Source organism: Nocardia sp. NPDC003999, from assembly GCF_053604885.1.
In genome coordinates this window covers 70,984-95,899 of the sequence record NZ_JBSGIB010000019.1, presented here as the reverse complement: position 1 = coordinate 95,899, position 24,916 = coordinate 70,984, and the positions used below count along the sequence as shown (strand labels likewise).

Genomic DNA, 24,916 nt, shown 5'->3' with positions numbered 1-24,916 from the left:
CGCGGTACCTAGGGTTGACACCCATGGCGCGGCGTCCCATCGGCAACCTCCCTGCCGAGGTCACCAGCTTCGTCGGGCGCCGGGAGGAACTCGCCGCCGCGAAGCGGCTGCTGCCCACGACACGCGTGCTGACCCTGCTCGGTCCGGGCGGCGTCGGCAAGACCCGGCTGTCCCGCCAAGTCGGCGTCGCGGTCGCACGCGCGTTCCCGGACGGGGTGTGGCTGGTCGAGCTGGCCGACGTCCAGGACCCGGATCTGGTCACGGTGACCGTCGCGGAGGCCCTCGCGTTGCGCGATGACACGGCGGCGCCGCTGCGGCGGCTCACCGACTTCCTCGCGGCCAAGCGGCTGCTGCTGATCTTGGACAACTGCGAGCACCTGATCGACGCCTGCGCGCGGCTGGTGGGCAGGATCGTGGCCACCACCTCGGAGGTCCGCGTGCTGGCGACCAGCCGGGAGGTGCTGGGAGTGCAGGGCGAACAGGTCATGCCCGTCGCGCCCTTGCCGCTACCGGACGCGGGGACCACCGACAGCGATGCGATGCGACTGCTCGCCGAGCGGGCCGGCGCCGCCAACCCCGGCTTCGCGGCCACCCCCGCGAATCGCGATGCGCTGGCCGCGATCTGCCGCCGGCTGGACGGCATTCCGCTCGCGTTGGAGCTGGCCGCGTTGCGGTTCCGCGTGTTCACTCCGGAACAGATCCTCACCCGGCTCGACGACACCATGGGCCTGCTCAGCGCGGGACCGCGACTCGCGCCGGAACGACAGCAGACCATCGAGGGCGCGATCCGCTGGAGCTACGACCTGTGCATCCCGGCCGAACAGCGCTTGTGGGAGCAGCTGTCGGTGTTCTCCGGCGGCTTCGACATCGACGCCGCCGAAGCCGTGTGCCTGCCCGCACCGAACGGGCGCACGGTGATCGACGCGCTGACCGGCCTGGTCGACAAGTCGGTGCTGAGTCTGCGCTACGACGGCGATGTCGGGCGGTACTCGATGCTGGAGCCGATCCGGCAGTTCGCCCGCGACCGGCTGGCCGAGCGGGGCGAGGAGCCCGAGGTGCGCGGCCGCCACCGCGATCATTACCGGCGGCTGGCACTGCGCGGCCGCACCGCGTATTGGAGTTCCGATGACGTCGCCTGGTTCCGCGAACTGAACCGCGAGCACGCGAATCTGCGCGCGGCGCTACAGTTCAGCCTGACCGACGCACCCGAGTCGGCGCTCGAGATGGCGGCGGTGCTGCGGCCGTTCTGGGAGCACAATCGCTTCCTCACCGAGGGCTACCGCTGGCTGACCGACGCGCTGGCGAGGTCGAGCGAACCGACCGAGCTGCGCGCACGCGGGCTGTCCGCGGCGGCCTCGCTCGCGGCGTTGCTGTCCGATCGCGGGTCGGCGCGCCAGTTGGTGGACGAATGCGTTGCCCTGGCGCGCCGGGTCAATGCCCCCGACATCCTCGCGGAGGCGATGCTCGATTCGGCGCTGCTCGCCTTCAACGACGGCGACACCGCCCGCGCGCTCGAATTGGCCGAGACCGCCACGCATCTGGCAGCCGAATGCGGCCATCACGCGATGGAGATGGACAGCCTCGCGTTCGCGTTCGTGTGCGCGCTGGTGCTCGCCGACGAACGCTCGACCGCCTTCGCCGAGCGGCTGCTGAAGGTCACCACAGAGCGCGGACCGTATCTGCTCGGCGGGCTGGCGCAGTGGTCGATGGGGCTGGATCATTGGCGGCGCGGCGATCAGCGTGCCGCGACCGGATATCTCGCCCGCTCCGTCGAGATGTTCAGCCTGTTCGACCGATGCGTCTGGCTTGCCTCCGGATTCGAAGGGCTGGCGTGGTCGGCGGTCGCGCGCGCCGACTTCGAGCGAGCCGCCCGTCTGCTCGGCGCCGCGGAGATCCTGGCGCGCAGCACGGTACGCCTCGCCCACGCCATCACCGGCGTACTCGGTGACAGGATGCGTGGTCGCGTGCGAGAAGAACTGGGCGAGCGGAAGTTCGAGGAGATCTTCGACAGCGGCGCGACGCTGTCGCTGAGCGAGGCGATCGATTACGCGCTGGGACGCGCGCCCGCCACGGCGCGACCGCCGCAGGCCGCTCCGGTCGAGGCACAGGCGGCGGACGTCCTCACACGCCGGGAGAAGGACGTCGCCCGGCTGGTGGCGGCGGGGCACAGCAACAAACGCATCGCCGCCGAGCTGGTGATCTCGGTGCGCACCGCCGAGACCCACGTCGAGCACATTCTCACCAAGCTCGGTTTCACCTCCCGAACCCAGATCGCGGGGTGGGTCCGCGATCACGAGGTGTGATCGACGTGGGCGGCGGGCGGTCAGAGACCGGCGGTGAGAAAATCGACGACCGCGCGCTCGAACGCCGACTTGCGTTCGATCTGCACCCAATGACCACACCGGGCGAAGACGCGCAGATCCGCGTTCGGGATCTGCCGTGCCGGGAACAACGCCGCCTCCACCGGTGTCACCCGGTCGTCACGCCCCCACAGGATCTGCGTCTCGGCGCGCAGGCCGCGCAGCCGGGCCCACAGCGGAACCGGTTCGGCGAGAGCGGGATCGGCGAAGGTCGCGTACGCGTCGCGCAGCGCGGCGATAGCGGCGGGATCGGAGGCAGCGGCCGACCGGGTCTCGATCAACTCCTCGGTGAGGGTCGCCGGATCCGACACCATGGCACGCAGCCAGGGCAGCAGCCGTTCCCGGGTGGGAGCGGCGCTGAACTCCATCAAGCGCGTGATGCCTTCGGACGGCTCGGGCCCCAGCACGTTCACCCCGACGCCGCCGGGCGCCATCAGCACCAGCCGATCGACCCGGTCGGGATGTTCCAGCGCCAGTAGCGTCGCGACCGCGCCACCCATCGAATTGCCGAGCAGGTGCACCCGTTCCAGATGGAGGTCATCGAGCAGGCCCAGCACCGCGTCGGCGGAGATGCGCAGATAGTTGCGTTCGTACACCGGCGGGCGGCCACTGGCGCCGAAGCCAGGCTGATCCACGATCAGACAACGGAAACGCTCGGCCAGCACCGGCAGGTTGGCGCCGAAGTTGGCCCATCCCGAGACGCCCGGTCCGGAGCCGTGCAACAGCACCAGCGGCGCGCCCGACCCCGCTTCGTGGTAGCGCAGTTCCAGCCCGCCCGTCGTGCTCCGGCGCGTGGTGTTCTCCGCGGTGAGCGTCATCAAATCATCCGATCCGTGACCGGCAGGCCGAACGCGTCCCGGCCGTACAGGACCAGCGCGCGCTCCACGTCGTTGATCACGTGCACGCTCCCGGCGTGCGCGTCACGCCAGTGCCGTTCGATCGGATTGGGTTTGCGGATCGCATGACCGCCGGAGTTGTCGAACAGCAGGTCGATGGCCTCGATGGCGCGTTCGGTGCCGCGCACCTGGTCGCGGCGGCTGCGGACCCGCAGTTCGAGAGGGATCTCCTCCCCCGCCTCGGCGTAGCGCAGTTGTTCGCCGATGTTGCGCTCCATCTGCAGGACGGCGGCGTCGATCTCGGAGGCGGCGCGAGCGACGCGGACGTGCGCGAACGGATCCTCGGCGGCCTTCTGCCCGCCGTAGGAGATCCGCACCCGCTCGCGCATGCGCTCGATGTGCGCTTCGTACGCGCCTTGGGCGGCGCCGATGATCGGTGCGGTGATGGTGTTGGAGAACACCGCGCCAAACGAAATCCGGTACAGTGCAGCGGTATTGACCTCCTGTCCGGGTCCGCGCAGCTCGGCCTGCTCACTCGCGCTGTAGGTCCGGTGGGCGGGTACGAACGCCTTCTCGATGACGATGTCGTTGCTGCCGGTGCCGGACAGCCCCGACACGTGCCAGACGTCCTCGATGCGGTAATCGGCACGCGGCACCAGAACGGTCAGATACTCCGCTCCGCCTTCGTCGTTCGGCACGACCGCGCCCAGGAAGGCCCAGCGGGCGTGATCGCACCCGGAGGAGAAGCTCCACCGACCGCTGATCTCGAAGCCGCCCTCGACCGGTGTCAGCTTGCCGGTCGGCGCGTACGACGACGAGACCAGTGTGTCCGGATCCGCACTCCAGACGTCCTCCTGTGCCCGCAGCGGAAACAACGCCAGTTGCCACGGGTGCGCGCCCAGCACCGAGGACACCCAGGCCGTGGACGGGCAGGCGGTCGCGATGGCGCGGATCACCTCATAGAACGCGACCGGTGAGGATTCGTCGCCGCCGAAACGGGACGGCTGCAGCATGCGGAACACCCCGGCCTCGGTCAGCTCCCGGATGCTCTGGTCGGGCACTCTGCGCTGCAGTTCGGCGTCGGCGGCTCGCTCCCGGATAGCGGGCAGCAGATCCCGTACCCGATCGAGCACCTTGTTGGTCATATGCGGTAGTCCTCCTGGTAGTGCCGTCTTTCGACGCTAGGCCGGTGCGGCGCCGTCCGGTCCGATCCATCCCGATGACCGGAACCCGCCGTCCGGATCAGCTGGTGCGGGCCGCGGCGGTACCTGCGCGGCGGCCGAAGAAGGTGCCGTCGCCGAGCGAAGTGCCGCTGATGTAGCCCTCGCCGTGCAGGTTGCTCGCGGCACGGCCCGCGGCGAACAGACCGGGGATCGGGGCGCCGTCGACATCGAGTACGGCGCCGTCGAGCGAGGTGTGCAGACCACCGAGGGTGAACACGGACGCACCGGTCCCACGGCGATCACCGGATTCCGACGGTGGCCGCACCCCCGCCCGCACGTCGATCGCGGCGAGCGGCGGCGTGAGGGGCCGCACCCAGCGCGGCGCTTTCCCGAACTCGGGATCCACCCCGCCCGAGGCGAAGTCGTTGTACCGGCGGACGGTGTCGGCCAGCGCGGCCGCCGGTACGCCCATCAGGTCGGCGAGTTCCTCGGCGGTCTCCGCCACATGGGTCGGCTGCACACCCCACCGCTGTGGTTCCGGCACTTCCTCGAAGGCTCGTTCGTCCAGCACGACCCAGGTCCGCATGCCGTGCCGGAACAGCGCCGCCTGGCCGATCCGGCCGGGATAGGTGTCCTCGTTGACGAACCGCTGCCCGTGCCCGTTGACCACCATGCCGCGCGCGGCGAGGCCGGGAACGAGCGAGATGCCGACCTGGCCCGTGGACATGTGCCGCACGGCCGCGCCGAGCGCCTGCGCCATCCGGATCCCGCTTCCGTCGTCGGTGCCCGCGCTGACCTTGGTGTGCCCCAGCAGTTTCGGTGCGTGAGCGGCGAGCATGGCGTCATTGTCCACGAATCCGCCGGTGGTCAGCACGACGCCGCGACGTGCCCGGATGGTCAGCTCGGTGCCGTACCGCCGGGCCACCACACCGACGACGGTGCCGTCGGCCGCCAGGACCAGGCAGGTCGCCCTGGTATCGAAAAGCGCTGTCGCGCCGGCGGATCGCGCGGCCTCGGCCAGACAGTCCATGAGCAGCTTGCCGCCGAAGTCGGCGGCGGCCGGGCGATGCCCGCGGGGCGCGGGATCGGCGAGGTCGGAGAACGGCTTGCTGTTCTCTCCCAGCCACATCAGCCCGTCATCCGTCGGCGGTACCCACGTCGGCGCGTCCCACAGTGTGGGCTTGAACGGCACGCCGCGGTCGGCGAGCCAGTGGAAGTGCGCGACGCTGTCCTCGCTGTAGCGAGAGATCTTGGCCGAATCCGCCCCCGGACCGAGCGCGGCGGACAGGAACGCGGCCATCGCTCCCGGGTCGTCGTCGAATCCGCAGGCCCGCTGGATCGGTGTGCCGCCGCCGAGATAGATCTCACCGCCCGAGAGGGCGGATGCGCCGCCGGGACCGCTCATCCGATCCAGCACCAGCACCTGCGCGCCGCTCGCCGCCGCCTCGAATGCCGCCGCCGCTCCGGCGCATCCGTAACCGACCACCAGCACATCGGTCTCGAGGTCGTAGGCGCGCACGTCGGCGGCCTCCCGAGGCGCGACCGAATACCGATCACTCATGGGGTCGACCTTCCCGCGCCGGTCGCGATGGCGGGCCGCCCGTCTTGGTGAGCGACCCGCCGGTCCCGTTCATCGGGACTGTGGTCGGCCGCAGGCTCGCCGTATGGCGATGGTGTGTGAACGGCGTCACGTCTGTATGGGCGCCAGCGAGGAGGAAGATTTCATGCGGGTCCTGGTCACCGGAGTTTCCGATCCGACCGGTCGCGCGGTGGCGCGCATGCTGCTGGCCGCGGGCCACGACGTGGTCGGGCTGGACCGCGCGCAGCACCGGTACGTCGACCCTCGGGTCGAGGTGATCACCGGTGACCTCGCCGAGCCCGCGTTGTGCGCACGGGCTGTCGCCGACTGCGCGTCGGTAGTGCATCTGGGCGGTTCGCTCGCCGCCATCGCGACGGCGACCCGAGCGGCCGGGGCGCGAATCGTCGTTCCGGTGGTCGCGGGGCCGGAATCGATCGCCGAGGACGTCGTGCGGTCCAGCGGGGCGGCGGCGTTGATCGTGCGCACCGCGCCGGTCGCGGGCAGGCGCGTCGATGGCGCGAGTTGGCGAATCCTGCGCGGGCTGCTCGGTTCCCGCCGAGCGGGCGGATTCCAGGTGCTGCACACCGACGACTTCGAACGTTTCCTGGTGCTGGCCGCGCAATCCGAGCGCACCGGCCTGGTCGAACTGGCCGCGCCCGGGGTGGTCTCGAGTGCGGACGCGCATCGCATCCGCCAGGCGGCCCGAACACGGAAGTCGCGGCGGACGTCCGGCACGCCACCGCAGGTGGATTCGAGGGTGGCACGCGACGAATGGGGATTCCGGTGCGGCTGGACCGCGTCCGAAGTGGCGGCCGACCTCGTCCGCGGACTGACCGGTCGCAGACTCGACGGCGACGAGTTCGTCGCCGGGCCCGGCGCCATCCCGCTGCCCGGCTACCTGATACCCACCCGCGCGGCCACCTCGGACGGACACGCGCTGGTGTCGGTCGCGCCGGAAGGTCTCGAGGGCGAGTTCGACGATCGTGTCGACCCGGCCTATCCGGTGCACACCGCGACCAATACATCCGAGGCGCTGCCCGGACCGCTCACCCCGCTGACGGTGGATCTCCAAGCGGGCGCTATCCGGCTGGCCAATGCCGCGATGGGCACCATGATCGCGCTGGACGGCATCGCGCTGGAGCACTGGACCAGCCGGGTCACCACGGTGCTCGGGCACCACATCTACATCAACGCCTCCATCGGCGTGCTGGCCGCGGAGAACATGCCGGGCTGGGACGAGCAGAGCATCCGCCGCGACGTCTACGGCAACATCCCGCCCGAGATCTCGCTGACCCCGCACGGCAAGCCACCCACACCGACGGGATTCGCCAGTACCCGCGCCACCTGGCGCGCGGCGGGCCGGGTGCTGCGCACCGCGCTGCGCTACCGCGAGACCACCGACGGCATCAATGCCGCCGCGCATCAGGAATCCCTTGGCGCCGCGGCGATTCGCGAGCTCACCGATGAACAACTGCACGCCCGCGCCCTGCTGTGGCGGGATCGGCTGAATCAGTCCTGGGCGGCGGCGTCCATCGGGGTGATGATGACCGGCGCGGCCACCGCCATCCACTCCCGCGGCAAGGAAGCGGCGACCGTGCCCATCGATCTGGAGCGGTTGGAGTCGGCCAGGACCATGCTCGCGGTGGAACGGCTCGCCGCCTTGTGCCGGGCCGACACCGCGTTGCACGACGCGGCGCACGCGGGCGACGTCACCGCGGCGCGGACGATCTCCCCGGCGTTCGCCACCGCGCTGGAGGAGGAGCTGCGGCGGATCGGACATCGCGGACCGGGCGAGTGCGAGCTGCTCAACCCGACCTTCGGCGACCGGCCGGAGCTGCTGGTGACCGCCGCCGCACGCGCCGCTCGGATGCCCGCGCCCAAGCGGGAACCGGTCGACCCGGCGCCGAGCCGCACCGCACGGATGGCGGCAGGAGCGACGATGGCGCGCGAACGCGTCCGCGACGCCGTGGTCCGGTACACCCACTGCCTGCGCCTCGCCGTGCGAGAGCGCGCGGAACGGCTGATCCGGCAGGGGCTGCTACAGCAGGCCGAGGACGCCTGCTTTCTCACGCTCGACGAAATCCTCTGGGCGCCAGCCGATCTGACCGAACGGGTAGCACGCCGCCGAGCCGAGCTGAGCCGGTTGCGCGGCGTCCGCATGCCGGACGTGATCGCAGGTGACTGGGAGCCGCTGCCGAACGCGGACGCGTTGACGCCCGGAGACGGCCTGACCGGCATCGGGGTATGCCCCGGCGTCGTGGAAGGCACGGTGAAACGCGTCCTGTCCCTCGACGACGACATCGAGCCGGGCGACATCCTGGTGGCATCGGTCACCGACACCGGCCACACGGCGATGTTCGCCTACGCCGCCGCGGTGGTCACCGACATCGGCGGCTCCGCCTCGCACGCGGCCATCGTGGCCAGGGAATTCGGCATCCCCTGCGTCGTGGACACCAAGACCGCCAGCACCCGGCTGGCCGATGGGCAACGGGTGCGGGTCGACGGGGCGGCCGGCACGGTCACCCTGCTCGCCGACGCCTGAGCCGTGGCCGGGTTCGCACACTCCGGCCCACTTGCCGGCTCGGCGTCGCCGGGCCGCGACTCTATGGAAGGAATGAGCCAGTGACGATTTCGCGTGCTGTTCGCGGGGCGGTGACCGGTGTCGCCGCCGCATTGATCGCCGTGTTCCCGTCCACCACCACCGCATTGGCGGGGCCCGGACTGGTGCACACTGTGCACGACCGCTCCATGCAGTTGTCGTCGGCGCCGAATGCGCGGGACATCGGTGACTATCCCACCCAGGGCAACGGCAAACTCCGTACCGGCGTGGTGTTCCGCACCGACGCCCTGGACAAACTCACCGCCGCCGACCAGCAGAAGCTGGTCACGTCGGGCATCACCGCGGTGATCGATTTCCGCAGCCCGAACGAGTCCGGGGCCAACCCCGACAAGCTTCCGGCGTCGATTCCCGCGCTCGCGCGTCCGGTGTACGACCCTGGCAACGACTTCTACCTGATGGTGGGCAAGGCGGTGCAGGGCGGTCCCGCCGTGCAGCAGCAGATGTTCGGCGACGGCAAGGCCGCGGGCATCATGCGCGACTACTACCGCTGGCTGGTCACCGACGCCGCGGCTCGCGCGCAGTTCGGGGCCGCCATCCGGGACATCGTGAACGCGAACGGACCCGTGTTGTTCCATTGCACCGCGGGCAAGGACCGCACCGGTTGGATGACCGCGATCTTGATGACGGCGCTCGGTGTGCCGAAAGGCCAGGTGTACAAGGACTATCTGGAATCGAACGACAACCTGGCCGCGAGCAACAAGACGACGATGGACGGGCTGGTGGCCAAGGGGCTGGTCACCGATCCGGCGCTGTTCGATCCGATCCTCGGCGTGCGCGCCGAATACCTCGACGCTGCTTTCGACCAGGCCGCCGCGTCCTTCGGATCGTTCGACCGGTTCGTCACCGACGGACTCGGCGTCGACGGTGCCACGCTGGAAGCGCTGAAAGCCGAACTGTTGCCGCGGTAGTCGACGACCGGAGCGGGTCGGGTGGATCGTGATCCACCCGACCCGCTCAGTCGTTTCGGGACCCACCGGACGACCGCGCCGCTGAGCGGATGCGGGTCACGAATTCGCGCTCGAGGATCGGGCCGCCGTCAGCACGCAGAGGTGTCCGCCGGACCCATAATCACCCTCCGGTGGCATGCGGCATCAACCGACCGCCCGACGGGGTGTGCGACTTTCGGCACAGCGGACTTACTTCTGAATGGCGATGTTTACAGCGCGGTGGGTGGCGACACTGAAACCACGCCGGTCGGGGAATCGCTACGGCGCCGGCGTCCAGTCGAGTGAGGAGTCGATCAGTGACACAGCAGGAGTGGCGCGGGACGGTCGTGAAGAAGTCGCGTGGGTTGCTGGACGGCGCGAATCTGTATCGGCGCTTGCACGTCCGGTTGCAGGATGGCAGCACGATGAAGATCCGCGTGGACCGGACGTTGTGGAAGGTGCTGGAGGTCGGCGACTCGGTGATCAAGCGGGCCGGAGCCGCCCCGGTCAAGGACTGACCTGCCGGAGCGGCTCGGTGAACGCGCCGGACCGGGCCGCGATGTCCTATTCCGGCGCGATCAGCACGGCACGCAGTCGTGCCAGCTCCCCTGTGGTGAGCCCGCAGGCCAGCAACCACTCGGCCGCGCCGCCGTTGTCCGCGGACAGTTTCGCGAGAAAACGCCGCATCACTTCGGCCTCGACGCCGAGAATGCCGGTGCTGACCGGGGGCAGCCCCGCGTAGGACGGAAGCGCGTCGAGCCGGTCACGGACCAGGTGCATGCGTTCGCCGGTCAGGGCGTAATCGGCCGCGATCGCCTCCGGCGGCACGCCCACCGCGTCCAGGAGCACCGCTGCGAGCACTCCGGTGCGATCCTTGCCCGCCGCGCAGTGGAACAGCACCGAGTGGTGGCCTGCGTCGATGACGAGCCGGACCGCCGCGACGATGGACTCGGCGCTGCCCGCCAGCAGCTTGTCGTACAAGTCGACCAGATCCACCCGGCTCGAGTCGGGGACCAGATCTCGTGCGGCGAGCGAGGATTGCGGCGATTTCCGCACCGGGAGGCAGACCCGCCGCACGTCGGCGGTGGCCAGCAGGCCGTAGCCCTCGCGCTCCACCTCGTCGGGCAGCCGGAGATCGATCAGTGTGCGCAGACCGATCGGTCCGAGCAGCTTCGCCATGTCGGACTCGGTGAGATTCTGCGGCGTGCTGGAACGGTAGACGACGCCGAAACGGGTTGTGCCGCCGTTCTGCACGGGCAACCCGCCCAGGTCGCGGACGTTGTCGATCTGGGCGAACTCGACCCACCGGTCACCGGGCACGGTGGCTTCGCCCGTGCTGTCAGTGGGCACGGCCGGCCGCCGCCTCGTCGGCGCGGCTCAGGCCGCACAGTCCGATCAGGTCTTCGTGCAACTCGAACCACACGGTGTGGTAGCTGTCGAGCACCGGCCGTGCGACCCAAGCGTGGTCACCATCGGCGATCCGCTCGACGGCGTGTGCGAAGCGGACGCGGTACCGTGCCAGCCGGGGCGCGACGTCGCCGATCCGCCGCAGCAGCGGCTGCACGGCGCCGTGCAGGTCGGTCAGCCGGGTCAGCACCGCACCGTCGTAGTCGGCGTCGGCATGATCGTTGACGGTGGCCGGGTCCTTCATCTGCCAGGCGGTGACGACTTCTTTCAAAACACCGTTGAAATCGCAGAATTCGGCGTAGACAGAGGCGATCGCGGCACGGTCGACGGTCCGTCGCTCCGCCGCCAGCAGGCCGTCCAGGTGATGTCTGCCCTCGGGTGTGAGCCGCACTCCGATCGGTGTCGCGGCGCACCATCCCGCGGTTACCAGCTGTTCGCATCGAGCGGCGACCGTCTCGGCAGACGCAGCTACGCCCGCGGCCAGCGCGTCATGGGCGGCCCGGCCTTTGATCCCGATCAGCCGCAGCAAATCGAGGTCGGGAATATCCGTCACGGTCGCCGGGGATGCCACATCTACTTTCACCGAGACATCGGTCGCGCGCGCGTCGAGCCACGCCGCCAACCGGTCGGCGTCGGTGCCCGCCCACCCGGCCAATCGGCCGACGTCCGCGAGGGTGCTCGCATCGACGGGTTTGCCTTCGACCCGGCCCGGCCAGACGCTGCCCGCACCGCCGTCCACGGTCACCACCTGACCGGCGAGGGCCGCGACGACGCCGGGGCCGCAGCCGACCACGCAGGGCCTGCCGATCTCGCGGCCGACCAGTGCGGCATGCGAAGTGGCGCCGCCCAATTCGGTGACGATCGCGCGGGCGGCGATCATGCCGTGCAGGTCGTCGGGGCTGGTGGTCGGGCGGACGAGGATCACGTCCTCGCCCGTCTCCGCCCTACGCTCGGCCTCGTGCGGATCAGTGACGACGACACCCGAGGCCAGGCCCGGACACGCTGCTTCGCCGCGTGCGAGCGGTGTCCCGGTGTACTCCCCGGTCGCCGGGCGCAGCACGGTGCGCACCTGGTCGGCGGTGACCCGGTTCAGCGCCTCGTCGGTGCCGATGAGCCCTTCCTCGGCCATCGCGACCGCGGCACGCACCGCCGCCCGCGCCGAGCGCTTGGCCGACCGCGACTGCAACAGCCACAGGGTGCCGGACTCGACGGTGAATTCGATGTCCTGGATATCGCGACCGTCGCGTTCCAGCAGGTCGGCCGCCGCGATGAGTTCGGCGTGCACCTGCGGTGACAGCGTCGCCAGTTCGTCGAGCGGCCGGGGAGTGGTCCGGCCGGACACCACGTCCTCACCCTGTCCGCCGACCAGCCACTCGCCGAACGTCGCGCGCTCTCCGGTGTTCGGGTTGCGGCTGAACAGCACACCGGTACCGGACTTCTCGTCGAGATTGCCGAACACCATGGCTTGCACCGTCACCGCCGTGCCGAGGCTTGCGGACACGCCGCGATTGCGCCGATACGTCTGCGCCCGGGGCGAATCCCAGGACCGGAACACCGCACTGATGGCCGCCCGCAACTGCTCCCAGGGGTCCTCCGGCACCGCACCGGCGGGATCACCCAGCACCGTTTCGCGATACTGGGTACGGAACCGCTCCCGCGTATCGGCCGCGTAGCCCGGGTTCCCGGTCTCCGCCGCCAGCGCTCGCTCGACCGCCTCGTTCATGCCGAGGTTGAGTACCGTGTCCATCATCCCCGGCATGCTCACCGCCGCGCCCGAGCGGACCGACACCAGCAGCGGGCGGGTGCCGGATCCGAAGATGCGGCCGGTGCCGCGCTCCACAGCGGCGATGCCCGCCCGGACACCGTGCCAGATGTCCTCGCCGATCTCCCCGCGCGCGGAGAAGTCGGCCCAGCCCTCGACGGTGATCACGAACGCGGGCGGCACCGAGAGGCCGAGCGCGCGCATGCGGTTGACGCTCCACGCCTTGCCGCCGATGCGTTCCCGGGACAGCGAACAGGCGCCGTCGAGTTCGACGACCGGCCCCGCGCCCGCTGCCTCGTCGTTTCGCTCCACTAGCTCTGCTCCGGCCGTCATGTCACTCCTTAGCAATCACTGAACGTGCTGCGCTCCAGCGCGATTCGGATCTCCTGCGAGGGACCGCGCCCGGCGCGAACCGCGGCGCATACCTGTCGCTCGTTTCGAGCCTGCCGTGCCGCCGGTCACCTGCCGTACCCGTGGTCCCGCTGAGCAGGACCAGCGATCCCGCGTGAGCCGACCGGATGGCGGCATGCCGGTCGTCGCCGCCCTCGACCGCTCGATGTGCCATATCGCGACCGCGCCGGTACCGATGGGCGATCCGCAGTACCTGCGAACTCCTGACCGGGAGAGAATTCCCGGTCAGCGGGATGTTCGGCGGCGATCGAACCGCAGCGAACGGCTGGTACGGCACGATCGCGGCATGGATCGACGGCGCGCGGCGACCGGTGGGCTCGGATCAGGATCGCCTGCCGCGCCCGACCGTCCACAGCACGACTCCGCGACGATTCCGGCGGTGCTGACCGAGCGGGCACGCCGCGACGGCGCGCGGCTCGCGGTGATAGCGCCGCAGGGGCAGCTGACCTACGCCGAACTCGCCGCGGCGACGCAGCGCGTCACCCGCGCGGTGCTGGCGCGATCGGTGCGGCCCGGTGACCGGGTGGCGCTCTGGGCGCCCAACAGCCCGCGATGGATAGTCGCCGCGCTCGGCGTGCTCGGCGCGGGCGCGACGCTCGTGCCCATCGGCACCCGCCTGCGCGGTCCAGAGGCCGCCGATATCCTCGCGCGCAGCCGCTGCCGCATGCTTCTGACCGTGGGTGCGTTCCTCGGCGTCGATTACCCGGAAATGCTGCGCCACGCCGGGCGCCCGCTGCCGGAGCTGCGGACCACCGTCCTGCTCGACGAGACGTCCGAGGATTTCTCGTGGTCGCGTTTTCTCGCGCTCGGCGACGAAGTATCCGTCGCAGAGGCTTGTGCCCGCAGCCTGTCCGTACACCCGGATTCGGTCTCCGACATCCTTTTCACCTCCGGCACCACGGGAGTGCCGAAAGGCGTGCCGTCCACCCACCGGCAGACCATCGAGGCGTTCAGCCGTTGGGCCGATGCGGTCACTCTCTCCGGCGACGACAGGTATCTGCTGGTGAACCCGTTCTCCCACACCTTCGGCTACAAGGCCGGGATCATCGCGTGCCTGTTACGCGGCGCCACCATGGTGCCGGTGGACCGATTCGATCCGCAGCGTGTGTTCAGCGCCATCGAGCGCGAGCGGATCACCGTGCTGACCGGCCCACCGACCCTCTTCCACGACCTGCTCACGCACCGACGCGCCGCCCACGATCTGAGTTCCCTGCGGCTGGCGGGCACGGGTGGTTCGAGCGTGCCGACCGAATTGGTGGAGCGGATCCGCTGTGAACTGGGTGCCGAGAACATCTTCACCGGGTACGGACTGACCGAGTCGACCGGCGTCGCCACGATGTGCGCACCCGATGCACCGGCGCACCTCCTGGCGCACACCGTAGGAAAAGCGCTGCCCGGCACGCTGATTCGGGTTGTGGACGATTCCGGGCGACGGGTGCGGGCGGGTGAGCCCGGCGAGATCGTGATTTCCGGTCCCAACGTGATGCACGGTTACCTCGACGACCCCGCAGCGACAACAGCGGCCATCGATTCCGGCGGCTGGTTGCACACCGGCGATATCGGCACCCTCGACACCAACGGCTACCTGCGCGTCGCCGACCGCCGCGCGGACATGTTCATCGTGGGCGGGTTCAACGTCCACCCCGCCGAGATCGAGCGAATCCTCCTCGACCATCCCGAGATCGCCGAAGCCGCAGTAGTCGGTGTCCCCGACGCTCGTCTCGGCGAAGTCGGCCACGCCTTCGTCGTCCCCGACGGCCCCGTCGAAATCGACCCGACAGAGATTCTCGCCTGGGCCCGGACCCGTATCGCCGGTTACAAGGCCCCGCGTCGCATCGAGGTCGTAGCGGCACTACCTCGAAACGCTGCCGGCAAGGTCCTCAAACGGATCCTGCGTTCGCAGGGTGCCCAGCCCTGAGCACTTCCCCGCCTCTACCCCGGTAATCGCCTCCCGGGCCGCCGGCGAACCTGTAGGCGACCCCAATCCACCGTTGCACCACCTCCCACGCGGCAGGATAGCCATATGGGTCAGGAGACCAATGCATCGCCCCTTGGAGCGCCACCGCCTCGAGCCCGCTCCATTGCCATCCCCCCGGCATGGGCCTTCCTTCTTGTCGAAGCGCCGGAAACGAGCAAGGCGGTCCTACCCGCCCAGGTCGCGAAGGACCCGGTTCGGTAGGACCACCTTGTGCAGTGGGTGATCAGCGAGAACGTGTCCGGCTGCTGACACGCACCTGCCGCCCACAGGATCTGCGCGCCGCGTGTCAGGCGACCTCGTTCTTCATCTGCGCGGTGAGGATCTTCTGGTATCCGGATCCGAAAACCCTTGGCAGCCAATCGATGACGTGGGCATCCGCGCCGATCAAGATCTTCGCCTTGTTCTTGCGGATACCGTTCACGATGACCCGCGCGGCGTGCTCCGGGGTGGTCTTGGCCAGGCGGTCGAAGTTGGCGGCCAGCGCGTCGCGGTCGCGATCGCCGCCCGCCCGCGCCTTCCAGGCGATCTCGGTCTTGATCATGCCCGGATGCACGCTGCTGACGCCCACCGCGTGCCCGGCGATGTTCATCTCCTGCCGCAGCGCGTCGGTGAAGGCGCGAATGGCGAATTTCGTCGCACTGTAGGCGCCCTGGCTTGGGCAGGCGGCCAGGCCGAACATGCTCGACACGTTCGCGATATGGCCGTCACCGGAGGCGATGACATGAGGCAGGAACGCCTTCGTGCCGTAGGCGACGCCCCAGAAGTTGATGCCGACGATCCATTCGAAGTCGGCCCAGCCGAGTTCTTCCACATTCGCGGTCAGCGAGACTCCGGCGTTGTTGACCACCAGATTGATCCCGCCGAAGTCCTCGGCCACCTCGTCGGCGTGGCGGTACACCGCCGCCCGGTCGGTCACGTCCAGCTTGTACGCGCGCGCTTGCGCACCTTCCTTGGCACACAGCGCCGCGGTCTCGGCGACGTTCTCCACGTTGCGGCCCGACAGCGCCAGCCGTGCACCGCGGCGGGCGAGTTCGACCGCCAACGCCCGGCCGATGCCCGCGCCCGCGCCGGTGATCACCGCGGTCCTGCCCTCGAAATTCTTCACGGTCGATTTCCTTGTCTCGCTCGGCGGTCGGCCCGCCGGTTTGCTCTGCCGGTGGTCCTCACAGGCACGTGTAGCCGCCGTCCGCCACGAATTCCGAGCCGGTGCTGAAGCTCGACTCGTCACTGATCAGGAACAGCACCAGGTTCGCCAGTTCCTCGGGACGGCCGGCCCTGCGGATCGGCTGATTGCCCGACATGCCCTGCGAGCGTGCCGATTCCGCGGTCATCTCGGTGACCACGACACCGGGGTGCACCGAGTTGACGCGAATGTCGTCGGCGGCGAACTCCTGGGCGGCGGTCTTGGTCATGCCGCGCACGGCCCATTTGGACGCGGTGTAGCCGAGGATGTTGGAGAAGGCGATGATGCCGCCGATCGAGGAGATATTGACGATGGAGCCGCCTCCGGCCCGGCGCATCGACCCCAGCACCGTCTTCATGCCGAGGAACACCCCGACCTGGTTGACGTCGATCACCTTGCGGAAATCGGCTTCCGACAGCTTCTCGATCGGATCGACGTGGACGATGCCCGCGTTGTTGACCAGGCCCGAGACCGGCCCGAAGACCTTCTCGGTGTAGGTGACCACGTCGTTCCAGGCCGACTCGTCGGTGACGTCGAGCGGGAGGAAGGTCGCCGCGTCGCCCAGCTCGGCGGCCAGAGCCACGCCATCGTCCACCAGGACGTCGCTGATCAACACTCTGGCGCCCTCGGCGACCAGCCGCCGTGCGAAAGCCGCACCCATTCCCCGGGCGCCGCCGGTCACGATGACGTTCTTGCCGTCGACGCGTCCCATCAACGCGCTCCTTCCGATGTCTGCGCCCGACGTTCGGTCGTTCCCGGCTGGTTCCCTGCGATATGACCGGCCGCGATGTAGCCGAACACCATGGCGGGACCGATGGTCGCTCCCGCGCCCGCGTAGTCGTTGCCCATCACCGAGGCCGAGTTGTTCCCCGCCGCGTACAGGCCGGGGATGGGCTGATCGTCGCTGTCGAGGACGCGCGCGTGCTCGTCGGTGACCAGACCTCCCTTGGTGCCCAGATCTCCCGGCACCATCTCGACGGCGTAGAAGTGCCCCTGCTCGAGCGGCGCCAGACACGGGTTCGGGCGCACGGTCGGATCGCCGTAGTAGCGGTCGTACGCGGAATCGCCACGGCGGAAGTCCTCGTCGCGACCGGCACGGGCGAAACCGTTGAAGCGCTCCACCGTCGCGGTGAGCGCCGCGGGCGGCACGCCGATCTTCGCCGCGAGCTCGGCCAAAGTGTCTGCCTGCTGGATGATCCCGGCATCCAGGTACTTCTGCGGAAGCGGACGCTTCGGGAAGTTGCCCAGGAACAGGTACCGGTCCCGGAACCGCTGGTCCATGATGAAGTACGCCGGGATGTGCCCGACGCCCGCCGCTTCCTGCTCGTACATCTTGTGCACGACGTTGACGTAGGGGGCCGATTCGTTGACGAACCGCTCGCCGGCGTGGTTCACCATGATGCCGCCGGGCTGGGAGCGCTCGGCGAGGCAGAAGAACGGCGGCCCGTCGGGATTGCGCACGGACGGTCCCCACCAGGCGTCGTCCATGAGATCGACCGCGCCGCCGGCCTTCTGGCCCGCGACGATGCCCTCACCGACGTTCTCGGTGGCGCCCACCGTCCATTCGGTGGACTGGGGGCCGCTCATGTACTGCCGACGCATCTCCAGGTTGTGCTCGAAGCCGCCCGCCGCCAGCACCACGCCGCGGCGCGCCTTGATCACCACCGGCGTCCCGTCGCGTTCGGCGCGTACGCCGACCACCGCGTTGCCCTCGGTGATCAGTTCGGTCAGCGGCGTGTTCAGCCACACCGGCACCCCGGCGTCGCGCAGCGACAGCCACAGCCGGGCCGCGAGGGCCTTGCCCAGGCTCAACGGCAGCCGTCCGCGCAGCTTGTTCCCCACCGCTTGGATACCGACCTTGATCGCGGTGCGCTTCCCGGCCCAGGTGCGGGCGATCATGTTCAGATCGTGGAAGTCGCTGACGGTGAAGGCGATGCCCTTGGGACCGGACATGGTCGGCTGGTTGATCTTGTGCAGGTCGCCGCCGAGCAGCCGTCCGTCCAGCGGGGCCGGCTCGATGCTGCGTCCCTGGGCGAGACCACCGGGGAACTCGGGGTGGTAGTCGGAATAGCCACGGTCGTAGACGAATTCCCAATATTTGCTGCGAGCGCCGAGGTAGCGCATCATCTCCGGTCCGCGCTCGAGAAACGCCCGCTGCCTGGCCTCCGGTACCCGATCGCCCACCACGGCCGCGAGATAGGTGCGGGCAAGTTCCGGGCTGTCGGGCACGCCTTCGCGCTGCAGTACCGGGTTGTTCGGGATCCAGATGCCGCCGCCGGACCGTGCCGTGGAGCCGCCGAACGCTCGGCCTTTCTCGATCAGCGTCACCGAAAGTCCACGGTAGGCGGCCGTGAGGGCGGCGGTCATGCCCGCGGCGCCGGAACCGACGACCACCACGTCGAATTCGAATTCCTGAGTCATCGCGTCGCTTCCCGTCAGTAGCCGCAGCCGGTGAGCATGCCGCCGTCGACCACGAATTCGCCTCCGGTGCAATAACTCGCCGCGTCCGAGGCCAGGAACACCGCCACATGGGAGACCTCGACGGGCTGCCCCCAGCGCGGGATCGGCAGGCTCGCGAAGAAACCGTCGCCGTCGACGCCGGACGCACCGGACACCGCCGCGGTCATGGGCGTAGCGATGCCGCCCGGGTGCAGCGAGTTGACCCGGATACCCAGATGGCCGAGCTCGCGGGCGGCCGACTTGGTGATGCCGCGGATCGCGAACTTGCTCGCGCTGTAGGCGGACAGGCCCGCGGCGCCGACGAACCCCTCCACCGAGGAGACGTTCACGACCGCACCGCCGCCGGTCTCGGCCAGCGCCGGTGCGGCGGTCTTGATGCCCAGCCAGGTGCCGGTCACGTTGACCGACATGATCGCGGTGAAATCCGCCAGAGCCATTTCGGCGATCGGGACGAACCGCAGGATGCCCGCGTTGTTCACCACCGCGTCCAGCCGCCCGTAGTGGCCGACCGCCTCCGACACCGCAGCGGACCAATCGGCCTCGCTGGTCACATCGTGGTGCACGTACCGCGCGGCGTCACCCAGTTCCGCGGCCAGCGCCGTTCCCTCGTGATCGAGCACGTCACCGAACACCACCCGCGCGCCCTCGGCCACGAACTGCCGTACGTGCTCGGCGCCCATCCCGCGCGCCCCGCCGGTGACCAGCGCCACCTTGCCGTCGAGTTGTCCCACCGATTTCCGTCCTCTCTGACCGTCCCTTGCGCACCGACGCTAGGTCGCCCACCGGGGGCACGGCACCGGACGGTCCCGGCCACCGGGACTAGCTCCTGACCTGAGAAATTCCAGCGGTCATATTTCGATTAGGCATACAGCTTCCGACTGTCCCGCAGCGGGACGAATCACCCCGACGAAACCGGAAACGCCCGATCGGGCGTCGAGAAGGAGACCGGATGAAGTTCTCGATGATCTTCGAGGCCCAGATGGCCAACCCCTCGCGTGAGCACGAGCACCAGGTGCTGCGCGACTGTGTCGAGCAGGCGGTACTCGCCGACGAGATGGGATTCGACACCGTCTGGGCGGTCGAGCACCACGGCTTGAAGTGGTACGCGCACATGAGCGCCCCTGAGGTCTTCCTGACCTGGGTGGCCGCCAAGACCGAACGGATCCGGATCGGGCACGGCGTGGTGTGCATGCCGTTCAACTTCAACCACCCCGTGCGGGCGGCCGAACGCGCCGCGATGCTCGACGTGCTGTCCGGCGGCCGGCTCAACCTCGGCGCGGGCCGCGGCGCGACGCCGGTGGAGACCTCCATGTGCGGTGTCGACCCCGAGCGCACCTACCAGGAGGTCGAGGAGTCGCTGCGCATGATCGGCAAGGCATGGCAGGATCCCGAGGCCGAATTCGAGTACAACGGCGAACTCTTGCAGGTCTCGCCGCATTCGCTGCTGCCGCGGCCGGAGCAGCTGCCGCATCCGCCGCTGTTCATGGCGTGCACCAAGAAGGACACGCTGAAAATGGCCGCCGACTACGGAATCGGCGCGCTCGTGCTGGGTTTCGCGGGCGTGGAGGAGATCGCCGAACTGCGGCGCACCTATGACGAGGCGATCGCCGCGCGCACCGGTGAGCGTTTCGTCTCGACCGTCGTGAACGATCATTTCGCGGCGCTGTGCCCCACCATCGTCCTCGACGACCGGGAGAAGGCCCAGCAGATCGGCGCCCGCGGACAGCGCTTCTTCGCCCAGTCCATCAAGCACTACTACGGCGCGGGTCCGGCTCCCGACGAGGCCGTGGACCCGAACGCGGACGAAGTCGCCGCCATCAAGCAGGCCGCCGACGACCACGTGGCCTACCTGCACGAGGCCAAGATCCCCGTGAAGACCGGCGCCACCTCGGTCTTCAACGTCGAGCACGCCTACGGCAGCCCCGAGGACGCCATCGCCTACGTCGAGCGTCTGCAGGCGGCGGGCGCCGACGAGATCCTCTGCCTCATCCAGATGGGCACCGTGCCGCAGGAGGCCTGCCTGGAGACCATCCGGCATTGGGGCGAGAAGGTCATCCCCCACTTCCGCAACAGCTGACCCCGCAAGACAACGAGGAGTTCGACATGGTTGAACTGAGTGGGAAGGTCGCCCTGATCACCGGCGCCGCCCGAGGACAGGGCGCCGCCGAGGCGCGGCTGTTCGTGGAGCGCGGCGCCCGGGTGGTGATCACCGACGTGCTGGAAGCCGAAGGCGCGCAACTGGCCGAATCGTTGGGCGCCGCCGCACGTTTCGTCCGGCATGACGTCGGCAGCGGTGACGACTGGGAGGCCGCCGTCGGCACGGCGGTTTCGGCGTTCGGCACGCTGGACGTCCTGGTGAACAACGCCGCCATCTACACCGCGAAGCCGCTGAGCGACACCGCGCCGGAGGAGTTGGAGCGAATCCTGCGGGTGAATCTGGTCGGTCCGTTCCGCGGCATCCAGGCGGCGATCGGGCCGATGACGCGGGCGGGCGGCGGCTCGATCGTCAACATCTCCTCGCAGGCGGGCCTCGAAGGGCTGATGGGTCACTCCGCCTACGGCTCCTCGAAATGGGGCCTGCGCGGGCTGACCAAGACCGCCGCGCTCGAACTGGGCCCGGCCGGAATCCGGGTCAACTCGGTGCATCCTGGCCCGATCGCGACCCCGATGGTCCCGTACCTGACCACCGGCCCCGGCAGCTTCCCCTCCCTGCCGCTGCAACGCACCGGCGCGCCGGAGGAGGTCGCCGAGCTGGTCGCGTTCCTTGCTTCCGACGCCTCGGCCTACATCACCGGCGCCGAGGTGACGATCGACGGCGGCCTGGCGGCGGGCAAGTTCCTGCCACCGGACCTCGAGCAGTAGCGAAAGGAGCGAGCCGCGATGCCGCTGACACCACAGGCGCGGGCGATCGTCGAGGCCGCGGGCGCCGCGTTCCCGAAATTGGGCACCGAAGTGCTCGATGCCGCCGAGGCCCGGCGGCTGCTCGCCGCCCGTCCCGCGCCGGTCATCGATCCGATTCCCGTCGCCGAGGTGTGGGATCGACTGATTCCCGGCCCGCCGGGCGCACCCGAGATCCGCGTCCGCGTCTATCGTCCCGCCGCGGCGGTGCAGCCGCCTCCGATCGTGATCTTCTGCCACGGCGGCGGATTCGTGATCTGCAGCCTCGACAGCCATGACCGGTTCTGCCGGGCCATGGCCGTCGGGGCGGAGGCGATCGTGGTGTCGGTGGACTACCGGCAGGCGCCCGAGCACCGGTTCCCCGCGGCGGCCGAGGACGCGTACGCGGCGCTGCGCTGGGTCGCCGACCACGCCGAATCGCTGGGCGGCGATCCCGCCTGCCTCGTCGTGGCCGGGGACAGCGCGGGCGGCAACCTCGCCGCGGTGACCACGTTGATGGCACGCGATCGAGGCGGCCCCGAGATCGCCCGGCAACTGCTGCTGTATCCCATGCTCGATCCGGCCTGCGCCACGGCGTCCTACCGCGACAACGCCGACGGCTATTTCACCACCGCCGCCCACCTGCGCTGGTATTGGCGTCAGTACCTGGGCTCGCACGACGGCGCCGATCCGTACGCCAACCCACTCACCGCCGACCTGGCCGGGCTCCCGCCCGCACACATCGTCACCGCGGAGTTCGATCCGCTGCGCGACGAGGGCGAGGACTACGGGCAGCGGCTGCGGCGAGCCGGTGTCCCGGCGGCGATCCACCGCTGCGACGGCATGTTCCACGGCTTCCTGAGCATGGCCGACGACCTGCCCGAGGCGGTCCGGGCCAACACCGCCACCTACGAGGTTGTACGCGCCGCCCACGCCGAGCGGCGTTCCTGAACGAGCCCGCACCACGCACTGTTAGGACCCACCCATGACGATCCAACGGATCGGCCCCGCCTACCCCACCGACGACCTGCCCGCCACGGTGGCACTGCTGGCCGCCGTCCTCGCTACCGAACCCACCGTCGTCGACGGCGACCGCTGGGCCCAGTTCGACAGCGATGGCGTCCGCGTGATGCTCGCGGGCACCGACCGCGAGGACGACAGCCCGTTCCTCGCGATCAAGGTGGACGACCTGGATGCCGCGTTGAACCGGCTGCGCGCCGGAGGTTTCGAAGCCGCGCAGCCGGTCATCGGACCGCACGAACGCCGCGCCGTGATACGGCCGACGCCCGGCTCCGCCTGGCACATCGCCCTCTATGAACCGATCTCGGGTGCGAATCCGGCCCAGCGAGCGGAAACATCCGAGTAGCAACGAAATACGGCGCGGCCGGCATTGTCACTCGGAGTGGATTCCGGCGGCCGGTTCCGATGCGGCCGGATCTGTCGGGTTCGCCGGATCGAGGGGAACCGCACGGAACGATTCGGACGGCGGTCGCCGTAAGGCGCGATCGAAGGCACGCGCCGAGGCGGGCCACGGGTTGGTGACGCGCCCGCTGTCGTGTTTGTACCAGCAGTTCGATCCCATCGCGGGCCACACCGTCTTGGTGACCGCTTGCTCGAGCCACTGCTGATGTTCCCGCATCGCGGTTTCCCTGACCTCGATGGCGGACGCGCCGATCCGATCACGCCAGTGCAGGCAACGAACGATGTAGTCCACCTGACACTCCTTCATTCCCGGATTGCTGCCCGCGGGGTTGAAACTGTTCGGCCCGGCGATCAGGAAGGCATTCGGATAGCCGGGAACCGCCATGCCCAATAGCGCGGTCGCTCCGGAACGCCACTGGTCGTGCAGCAGCACGCCCCCGCGTCCACGCACGGTGATCGGGACCAGGAACTCCGGAGCACGGAAACCGGTGGCGTAGATGATCACATCCGCGGGATGGTGTGCACCATCGGCGGTGCGCACTCCATCGCGGGTGATCCGGGCGATCGGGTCGGTGATCAGCTCGACGTTCTCGCGGGCCAAGGCCGAATAATAGTGGCTGTCGAAGATGATGCGCTTGCCCCCGATCGGATAGTCGGGGGTGAGTTTCGCCCGCAGCCGCGGGTCCGCGATCCGGCTGCGCAGGTACCGCCGGGCAGCCCATTCGGCGGGCCGCGCCGACCAACCTCGGCGCATGATCGGCGCGAGCACGGCATCGGAGCCGTAGTACAGGACTCGGCGATAGAGATGGTGAGCGCCGGGCAGCCGCAGCGCCGTTCGAGCGAGCGGCCCGAAGTCGGCGGGTGGTTTGGGCAGTACCCAGTGCGGCGTGCGCTGGAAGACGCGGACCCGCCGGGCTCTCGTGGCCAGGGTCGGCAACATCTGTGCCGCGCTGGAGCCGGTGCCGATCACCGCCACGTCCCTGCCGTGCAGGTCCTGGTCGTGGTCCCAGCGCGCGGAATGGAACGACGGTCCGGCGAAATCCGCCCGGCCCGCGAGATCGGGAATGCTCGGCCGGTGCAGCTGGCCTACGGCGAAGATCACCACCTCGGCGACCACACGCCGCCCGTCGGAGGTGGTCAGTTCCCACCCGCCCTCGGTTTCCAGATAGCTGGCTTCCCTGATCGCGGTGCCCAATCGCAGATGCGGAACCAAACCGTGGTCGGCGGCGACCCCGCGCAGATACTCCAGGATCTCCGCCTGGCGCGGATATCGGATGCGCCGACTTCGGTAGGGCGCGAACGAGAACGAATACAAGTGGGACGGCACATCACAGGAGCAGCCCGGATAGGTGTTGTCTCGCCAAACCCCGCCGACGTCGCCGTCCCGCTCGAAGATCACGAAATCCGTGATCCCGGCTCGCCGCAACCCGACTCCCATCCCGATGCCGCCGAAACCCGCTCCGACGACAGCCACCTTGTAGGTCATCGAGATCGCCACCCCTCCTCCTTCATCATCACACAGTCAACATGCAGCTACCTCATCTCTTCGTTGGCTGAAGGCTTCTGGATGGAAACACTTCCGAGTGGCTGACCGCTGGACGGTGTAGGCCAGAAGTACGGAGCCACAGTGAAACACCGCGCATCACATGATCAACGGGACGATGTTCGACGATCCGCTGACGGTCGCGGTCCCCCATTCACCACGCGGTCAGTCGCGATCGATCGCCTGCCAAATAGCACACTCTCCGCTATTTTGCCGGGCCTTGTCGCAGGTACGGCCGATCGTCTCGTCGCAACGAGAGCGCGGGGAGATGCCGAGGACCGTTTCGCCGAACGCGACGGATTCGACGTGGCGCTGGTCAACGGCACATCCGGGATCGCCAAGTGGACGAAGGCGTCTTCTGAACGAATTCCGGCGCAGCGTTTTTCGCG

At 69.4% G+C, this 24,916-nt stretch carries 19 protein-coding genes; 9 read left to right on the top strand and 10 right to left on the bottom strand.

The window, feature by feature from the left end; genetic code table 11:
* Positions 1-23 precede the first annotated feature (23 nt).
* Complete coding sequence (locus tag ACWESM_RS28760; protein WP_397277666.1) at positions 24-2,303, top strand: helix-turn-helix transcriptional regulator; 2,280 nt, start codon at positions 24-26, stop codon at positions 2,301-2,303.
* 20 nt (positions 2,304-2,323) lie between these two features.
* Here the strand turns inward: ACWESM_RS28760 and ACWESM_RS28755 are convergent, their stop codons facing one another.
* The 3 genes from ACWESM_RS28755 to ACWESM_RS28745 all read right to left on the bottom strand — a co-directional run bounded on the left by ACWESM_RS28755 (position 2,324) and on the right by ACWESM_RS28745 (position 5,920).
* The gene (locus tag ACWESM_RS28755) at positions 2,324-3,178 is read right to left on the bottom strand and encodes an alpha/beta fold hydrolase (RefSeq protein ID WP_452494383.1); all 855 of its coding nucleotides are present in this window, start codon (positions 3,176-3,178) and stop codon (positions 2,324-2,326) included.
* Positions 3,178-4,341 carry a 3-hydroxy-9,10-secoandrosta-1,3,5(10)-triene-9,17-dione monooxygenase oxygenase subunit gene (gene hsaA, locus ACWESM_RS28750; protein WP_355075442.1) on the bottom strand — a complete coding sequence of 388 codons (1,164 nt, stop codon included), beginning with the start codon at positions 4,339-4,341 and terminating at the stop codon, positions 3,178-3,180. Before hsaA ends, ACWESM_RS28755 begins: the two co-directional genes overlap by 1 nt.
* Before the next feature lie 97 nt (positions 4,342-4,438).
* The gene (locus ACWESM_RS28745) at positions 4,439-5,920 is read right to left on the bottom strand and encodes an FAD-dependent oxidoreductase (protein WP_452494382.1); all 1,482 of its coding nucleotides are present in this window, start codon (positions 5,918-5,920) and stop codon (positions 4,439-4,441) included.
* 163 nt (positions 5,921-6,083) lie between these two features.
* Here ACWESM_RS28745 and ACWESM_RS28740 point away from each other — a divergent pair, with 163 nt between their 5' ends.
* The 3 genes from ACWESM_RS28740 to ACWESM_RS28730 all read left to right on the top strand — a co-directional run bounded on the left by ACWESM_RS28740 (position 6,084) and on the right by ACWESM_RS28730 (position 10,002).
* Positions 6,084-8,480 (top strand): PEP-utilizing enzyme, encoded by a 2,397-nt coding sequence (locus tag ACWESM_RS28740; RefSeq protein WP_452494381.1) that lies wholly within the window; start codon positions 6,084-6,086, stop codon positions 8,478-8,480.
* Positions 8,481-8,560: 80 nt separating this feature from the next.
* On the top strand, positions 8,561-9,466 hold the full coding sequence (locus ACWESM_RS28735; protein ID WP_452494379.1) for a tyrosine-protein phosphatase: 906 nt from the start codon (positions 8,561-8,563) through the stop codon (positions 9,464-9,466).
* Positions 9,467-9,801: 335 nt separating this feature from the next.
* Positions 9,802-10,002, top strand: a complete 201-nt coding sequence (locus ACWESM_RS28730; protein ID WP_355075435.1) for a DUF7489 domain-containing protein — start codon at positions 9,802-9,804, stop codon at positions 10,000-10,002.
* A gap of 46 nt (positions 10,003-10,048) precedes the next feature.
* Here the strand turns inward: ACWESM_RS28730 and ACWESM_RS28725 are convergent, their stop codons facing one another.
* Together ACWESM_RS28725 and ACWESM_RS28720 are read right to left on the bottom strand one after the other, a co-directional pair.
* Positions 10,049-10,834, bottom strand: coding sequence for a tyrosine-protein phosphatase (locus tag ACWESM_RS28725; RefSeq protein WP_452494376.1), 786 nt, complete (start codon positions 10,832-10,834; stop codon positions 10,049-10,051).
* On the bottom strand, positions 10,824-12,986 hold the full coding sequence (locus ACWESM_RS28720; protein WP_452494375.1) for a pyruvate, phosphate dikinase: 2,163 nt from the start codon (positions 12,984-12,986) through the stop codon (positions 10,824-10,826). The genes ACWESM_RS28725 and ACWESM_RS28720 overlap by 11 nt, the downstream gene beginning before the upstream one ends.
* A gap of 364 nt (positions 12,987-13,350) precedes the next feature.
* Here ACWESM_RS28720 and ACWESM_RS28715 point away from each other — a divergent pair, with 364 nt between their 5' ends.
* On the top strand, positions 13,351-14,982 hold the full coding sequence (locus ACWESM_RS28715; RefSeq protein ID WP_452494373.1) for a FadD3 family acyl-CoA ligase: 1,632 nt from the start codon (positions 13,351-13,353) through the stop codon (positions 14,980-14,982).
* Positions 14,983-15,328: 346 nt separating this feature from the next.
* Here the strand turns inward: ACWESM_RS28715 and ACWESM_RS28710 are convergent, their stop codons facing one another.
* Genes ACWESM_RS28710 through ACWESM_RS28695 form a run of 4 tightly spaced genes read right to left on the bottom strand, consistent with a single transcriptional unit; the run spans position 15,329 to position 19,416 of the window.
* A complete protein-coding gene (locus ACWESM_RS28710; RefSeq protein WP_364436792.1) occupies positions 15,329-16,147 on the bottom strand; it encodes an SDR family NAD(P)-dependent oxidoreductase in 819 nt (272 codons plus the stop codon).
* Between the two features lie 58 nt (positions 16,148-16,205).
* On the bottom strand, positions 16,206-16,937 hold the full coding sequence (locus tag ACWESM_RS28705; RefSeq protein WP_452494371.1) for a glucose 1-dehydrogenase: 732 nt from the start codon (positions 16,935-16,937) through the stop codon (positions 16,206-16,208).
* The gene (gene kstD / locus ACWESM_RS28700; protein ID WP_452494369.1) at positions 16,937-18,646 is read right to left on the bottom strand and encodes a 3-oxosteroid 1-dehydrogenase; all 1,710 of its coding nucleotides are present in this window, start codon (positions 18,644-18,646) and stop codon (positions 16,937-16,939) included. Before kstD ends, ACWESM_RS28705 begins: the two co-directional genes overlap by 1 nt.
* A 14-nt stretch (positions 18,647-18,660) precedes the next feature.
* A complete protein-coding gene (locus tag ACWESM_RS28695; protein ID WP_356965835.1) occupies positions 18,661-19,416 on the bottom strand; it encodes a glucose 1-dehydrogenase in 756 nt (251 codons plus the stop codon).
* A 218-nt stretch (positions 19,417-19,634) separates the two neighbouring features.
* Between ACWESM_RS28695 and ACWESM_RS28690 the strand changes: the two genes are divergently transcribed.
* The 4 genes from ACWESM_RS28690 to ACWESM_RS28675 are packed head-to-tail and all read left to right on the top strand — an operon-like array spanning position 19,635 to position 22,928.
* Positions 19,635-20,762, top strand: a complete 1,128-nt coding sequence (locus ACWESM_RS28690) for an LLM class flavin-dependent oxidoreductase (RefSeq protein WP_355075421.1) — start codon at positions 19,635-19,637, stop codon at positions 20,760-20,762.
* A gap of 26 nt (positions 20,763-20,788) precedes the next feature.
* A complete protein-coding gene (locus tag ACWESM_RS28685) occupies positions 20,789-21,547 on the top strand; it encodes a glucose 1-dehydrogenase (RefSeq protein WP_452494367.1) in 759 nt (252 codons plus the stop codon).
* Positions 21,548-21,565: 18 nt separating this feature from the next.
* Positions 21,566-22,513 (top strand): alpha/beta hydrolase, encoded by a 948-nt coding sequence (locus ACWESM_RS28680; protein ID WP_452494366.1) that lies wholly within the window; start codon positions 21,566-21,568, stop codon positions 22,511-22,513.
* 34 nt (positions 22,514-22,547) lie between these two features.
* Positions 22,548-22,928 carry a VOC family protein gene (locus ACWESM_RS28675; protein WP_355075416.1) on the top strand — a complete coding sequence of 127 codons (381 nt, stop codon included), beginning with the start codon at positions 22,548-22,550 and terminating at the stop codon, positions 22,926-22,928.
* Positions 22,929-22,955: 27 nt separating this feature from the next.
* Here the strand turns inward: ACWESM_RS28675 and ACWESM_RS28670 are convergent, their stop codons facing one another.
* Positions 22,956-24,482, bottom strand: coding sequence for a flavin-containing monooxygenase (locus ACWESM_RS28670; RefSeq protein WP_452494364.1), 1,527 nt, complete (start codon positions 24,480-24,482; stop codon positions 22,956-22,958).
* Positions 24,483-24,916 lie beyond the last annotated feature (434 nt).

Bases quoted from the DNA above. Each gene is read 5' to 3' on its own strand.
- ACWESM_RS28715 (WP_452494373.1), top strand. From the start codon at position 13,351: ATGGATCGACGGCGCGCGGCGACCGGTGGGCTCGGATCAGGATCGCCT.
- ACWESM_RS28680 (WP_452494366.1), top strand. From the start codon at position 21,566: ATGCCGCTGACACCACAGGCGCGGGCGATCGTCGAGGCCGCGGGCGCC.
- ACWESM_RS28675 (WP_355075416.1), top strand. From the start codon at position 22,548: ATGACGATCCAACGGATCGGCCCCGCCTACCCCACCGACGACCTGCCC.
- ACWESM_RS28745 (WP_452494382.1), bottom strand. From the start codon at position 5,920: ATGAGTGATCGGTATTCGGTCGCGCCTCGGGAGGCCGCCGACGTGCGC.
- ACWESM_RS28685 (WP_452494367.1), top strand. From the start codon at position 20,789: ATGGTTGAACTGAGTGGGAAGGTCGCCCTGATCACCGGCGCCGCCCGA.
- ACWESM_RS28690 (WP_355075421.1), top strand. From the start codon at position 19,635: ATGAAGTTCTCGATGATCTTCGAGGCCCAGATGGCCAACCCCTCGCGT.
- ACWESM_RS28720 (WP_452494375.1), bottom strand. From the start codon at position 12,986: ATGACGGCCGGAGCAGAGCTAGTGGAGCGAAACGACGAGGCAGCGGGC.
- ACWESM_RS28755 (WP_452494383.1), bottom strand. From the start codon at position 3,178: ATGACGCTCACCGCGGAGAACACCACGCGCCGGAGCACGACGGGCGGG.
- ACWESM_RS28760 (WP_397277666.1), top strand. From the start codon at position 24: ATGGCGCGGCGTCCCATCGGCAACCTCCCTGCCGAGGTCACCAGCTTC.
- hsaA (WP_355075442.1), bottom strand. From the start codon at position 4,341: ATGACCAACAAGGTGCTCGATCGGGTACGGGATCTGCTGCCCGCTATC.
- kstD (WP_452494369.1), bottom strand. From the start codon at position 18,646: ATGACTCAGGAATTCGAATTCGACGTGGTGGTCGTCGGTTCCGGCGCC.
- ACWESM_RS28740 (WP_452494381.1), top strand. From the start codon at position 6,084: ATGCGGGTCCTGGTCACCGGAGTTTCCGATCCGACCGGTCGCGCGGTG.
- ACWESM_RS28705 (WP_452494371.1), bottom strand. From the start codon at position 16,937: ATGGGACGCGTCGACGGCAAGAACGTCATCGTGACCGGCGGCGCCCGG.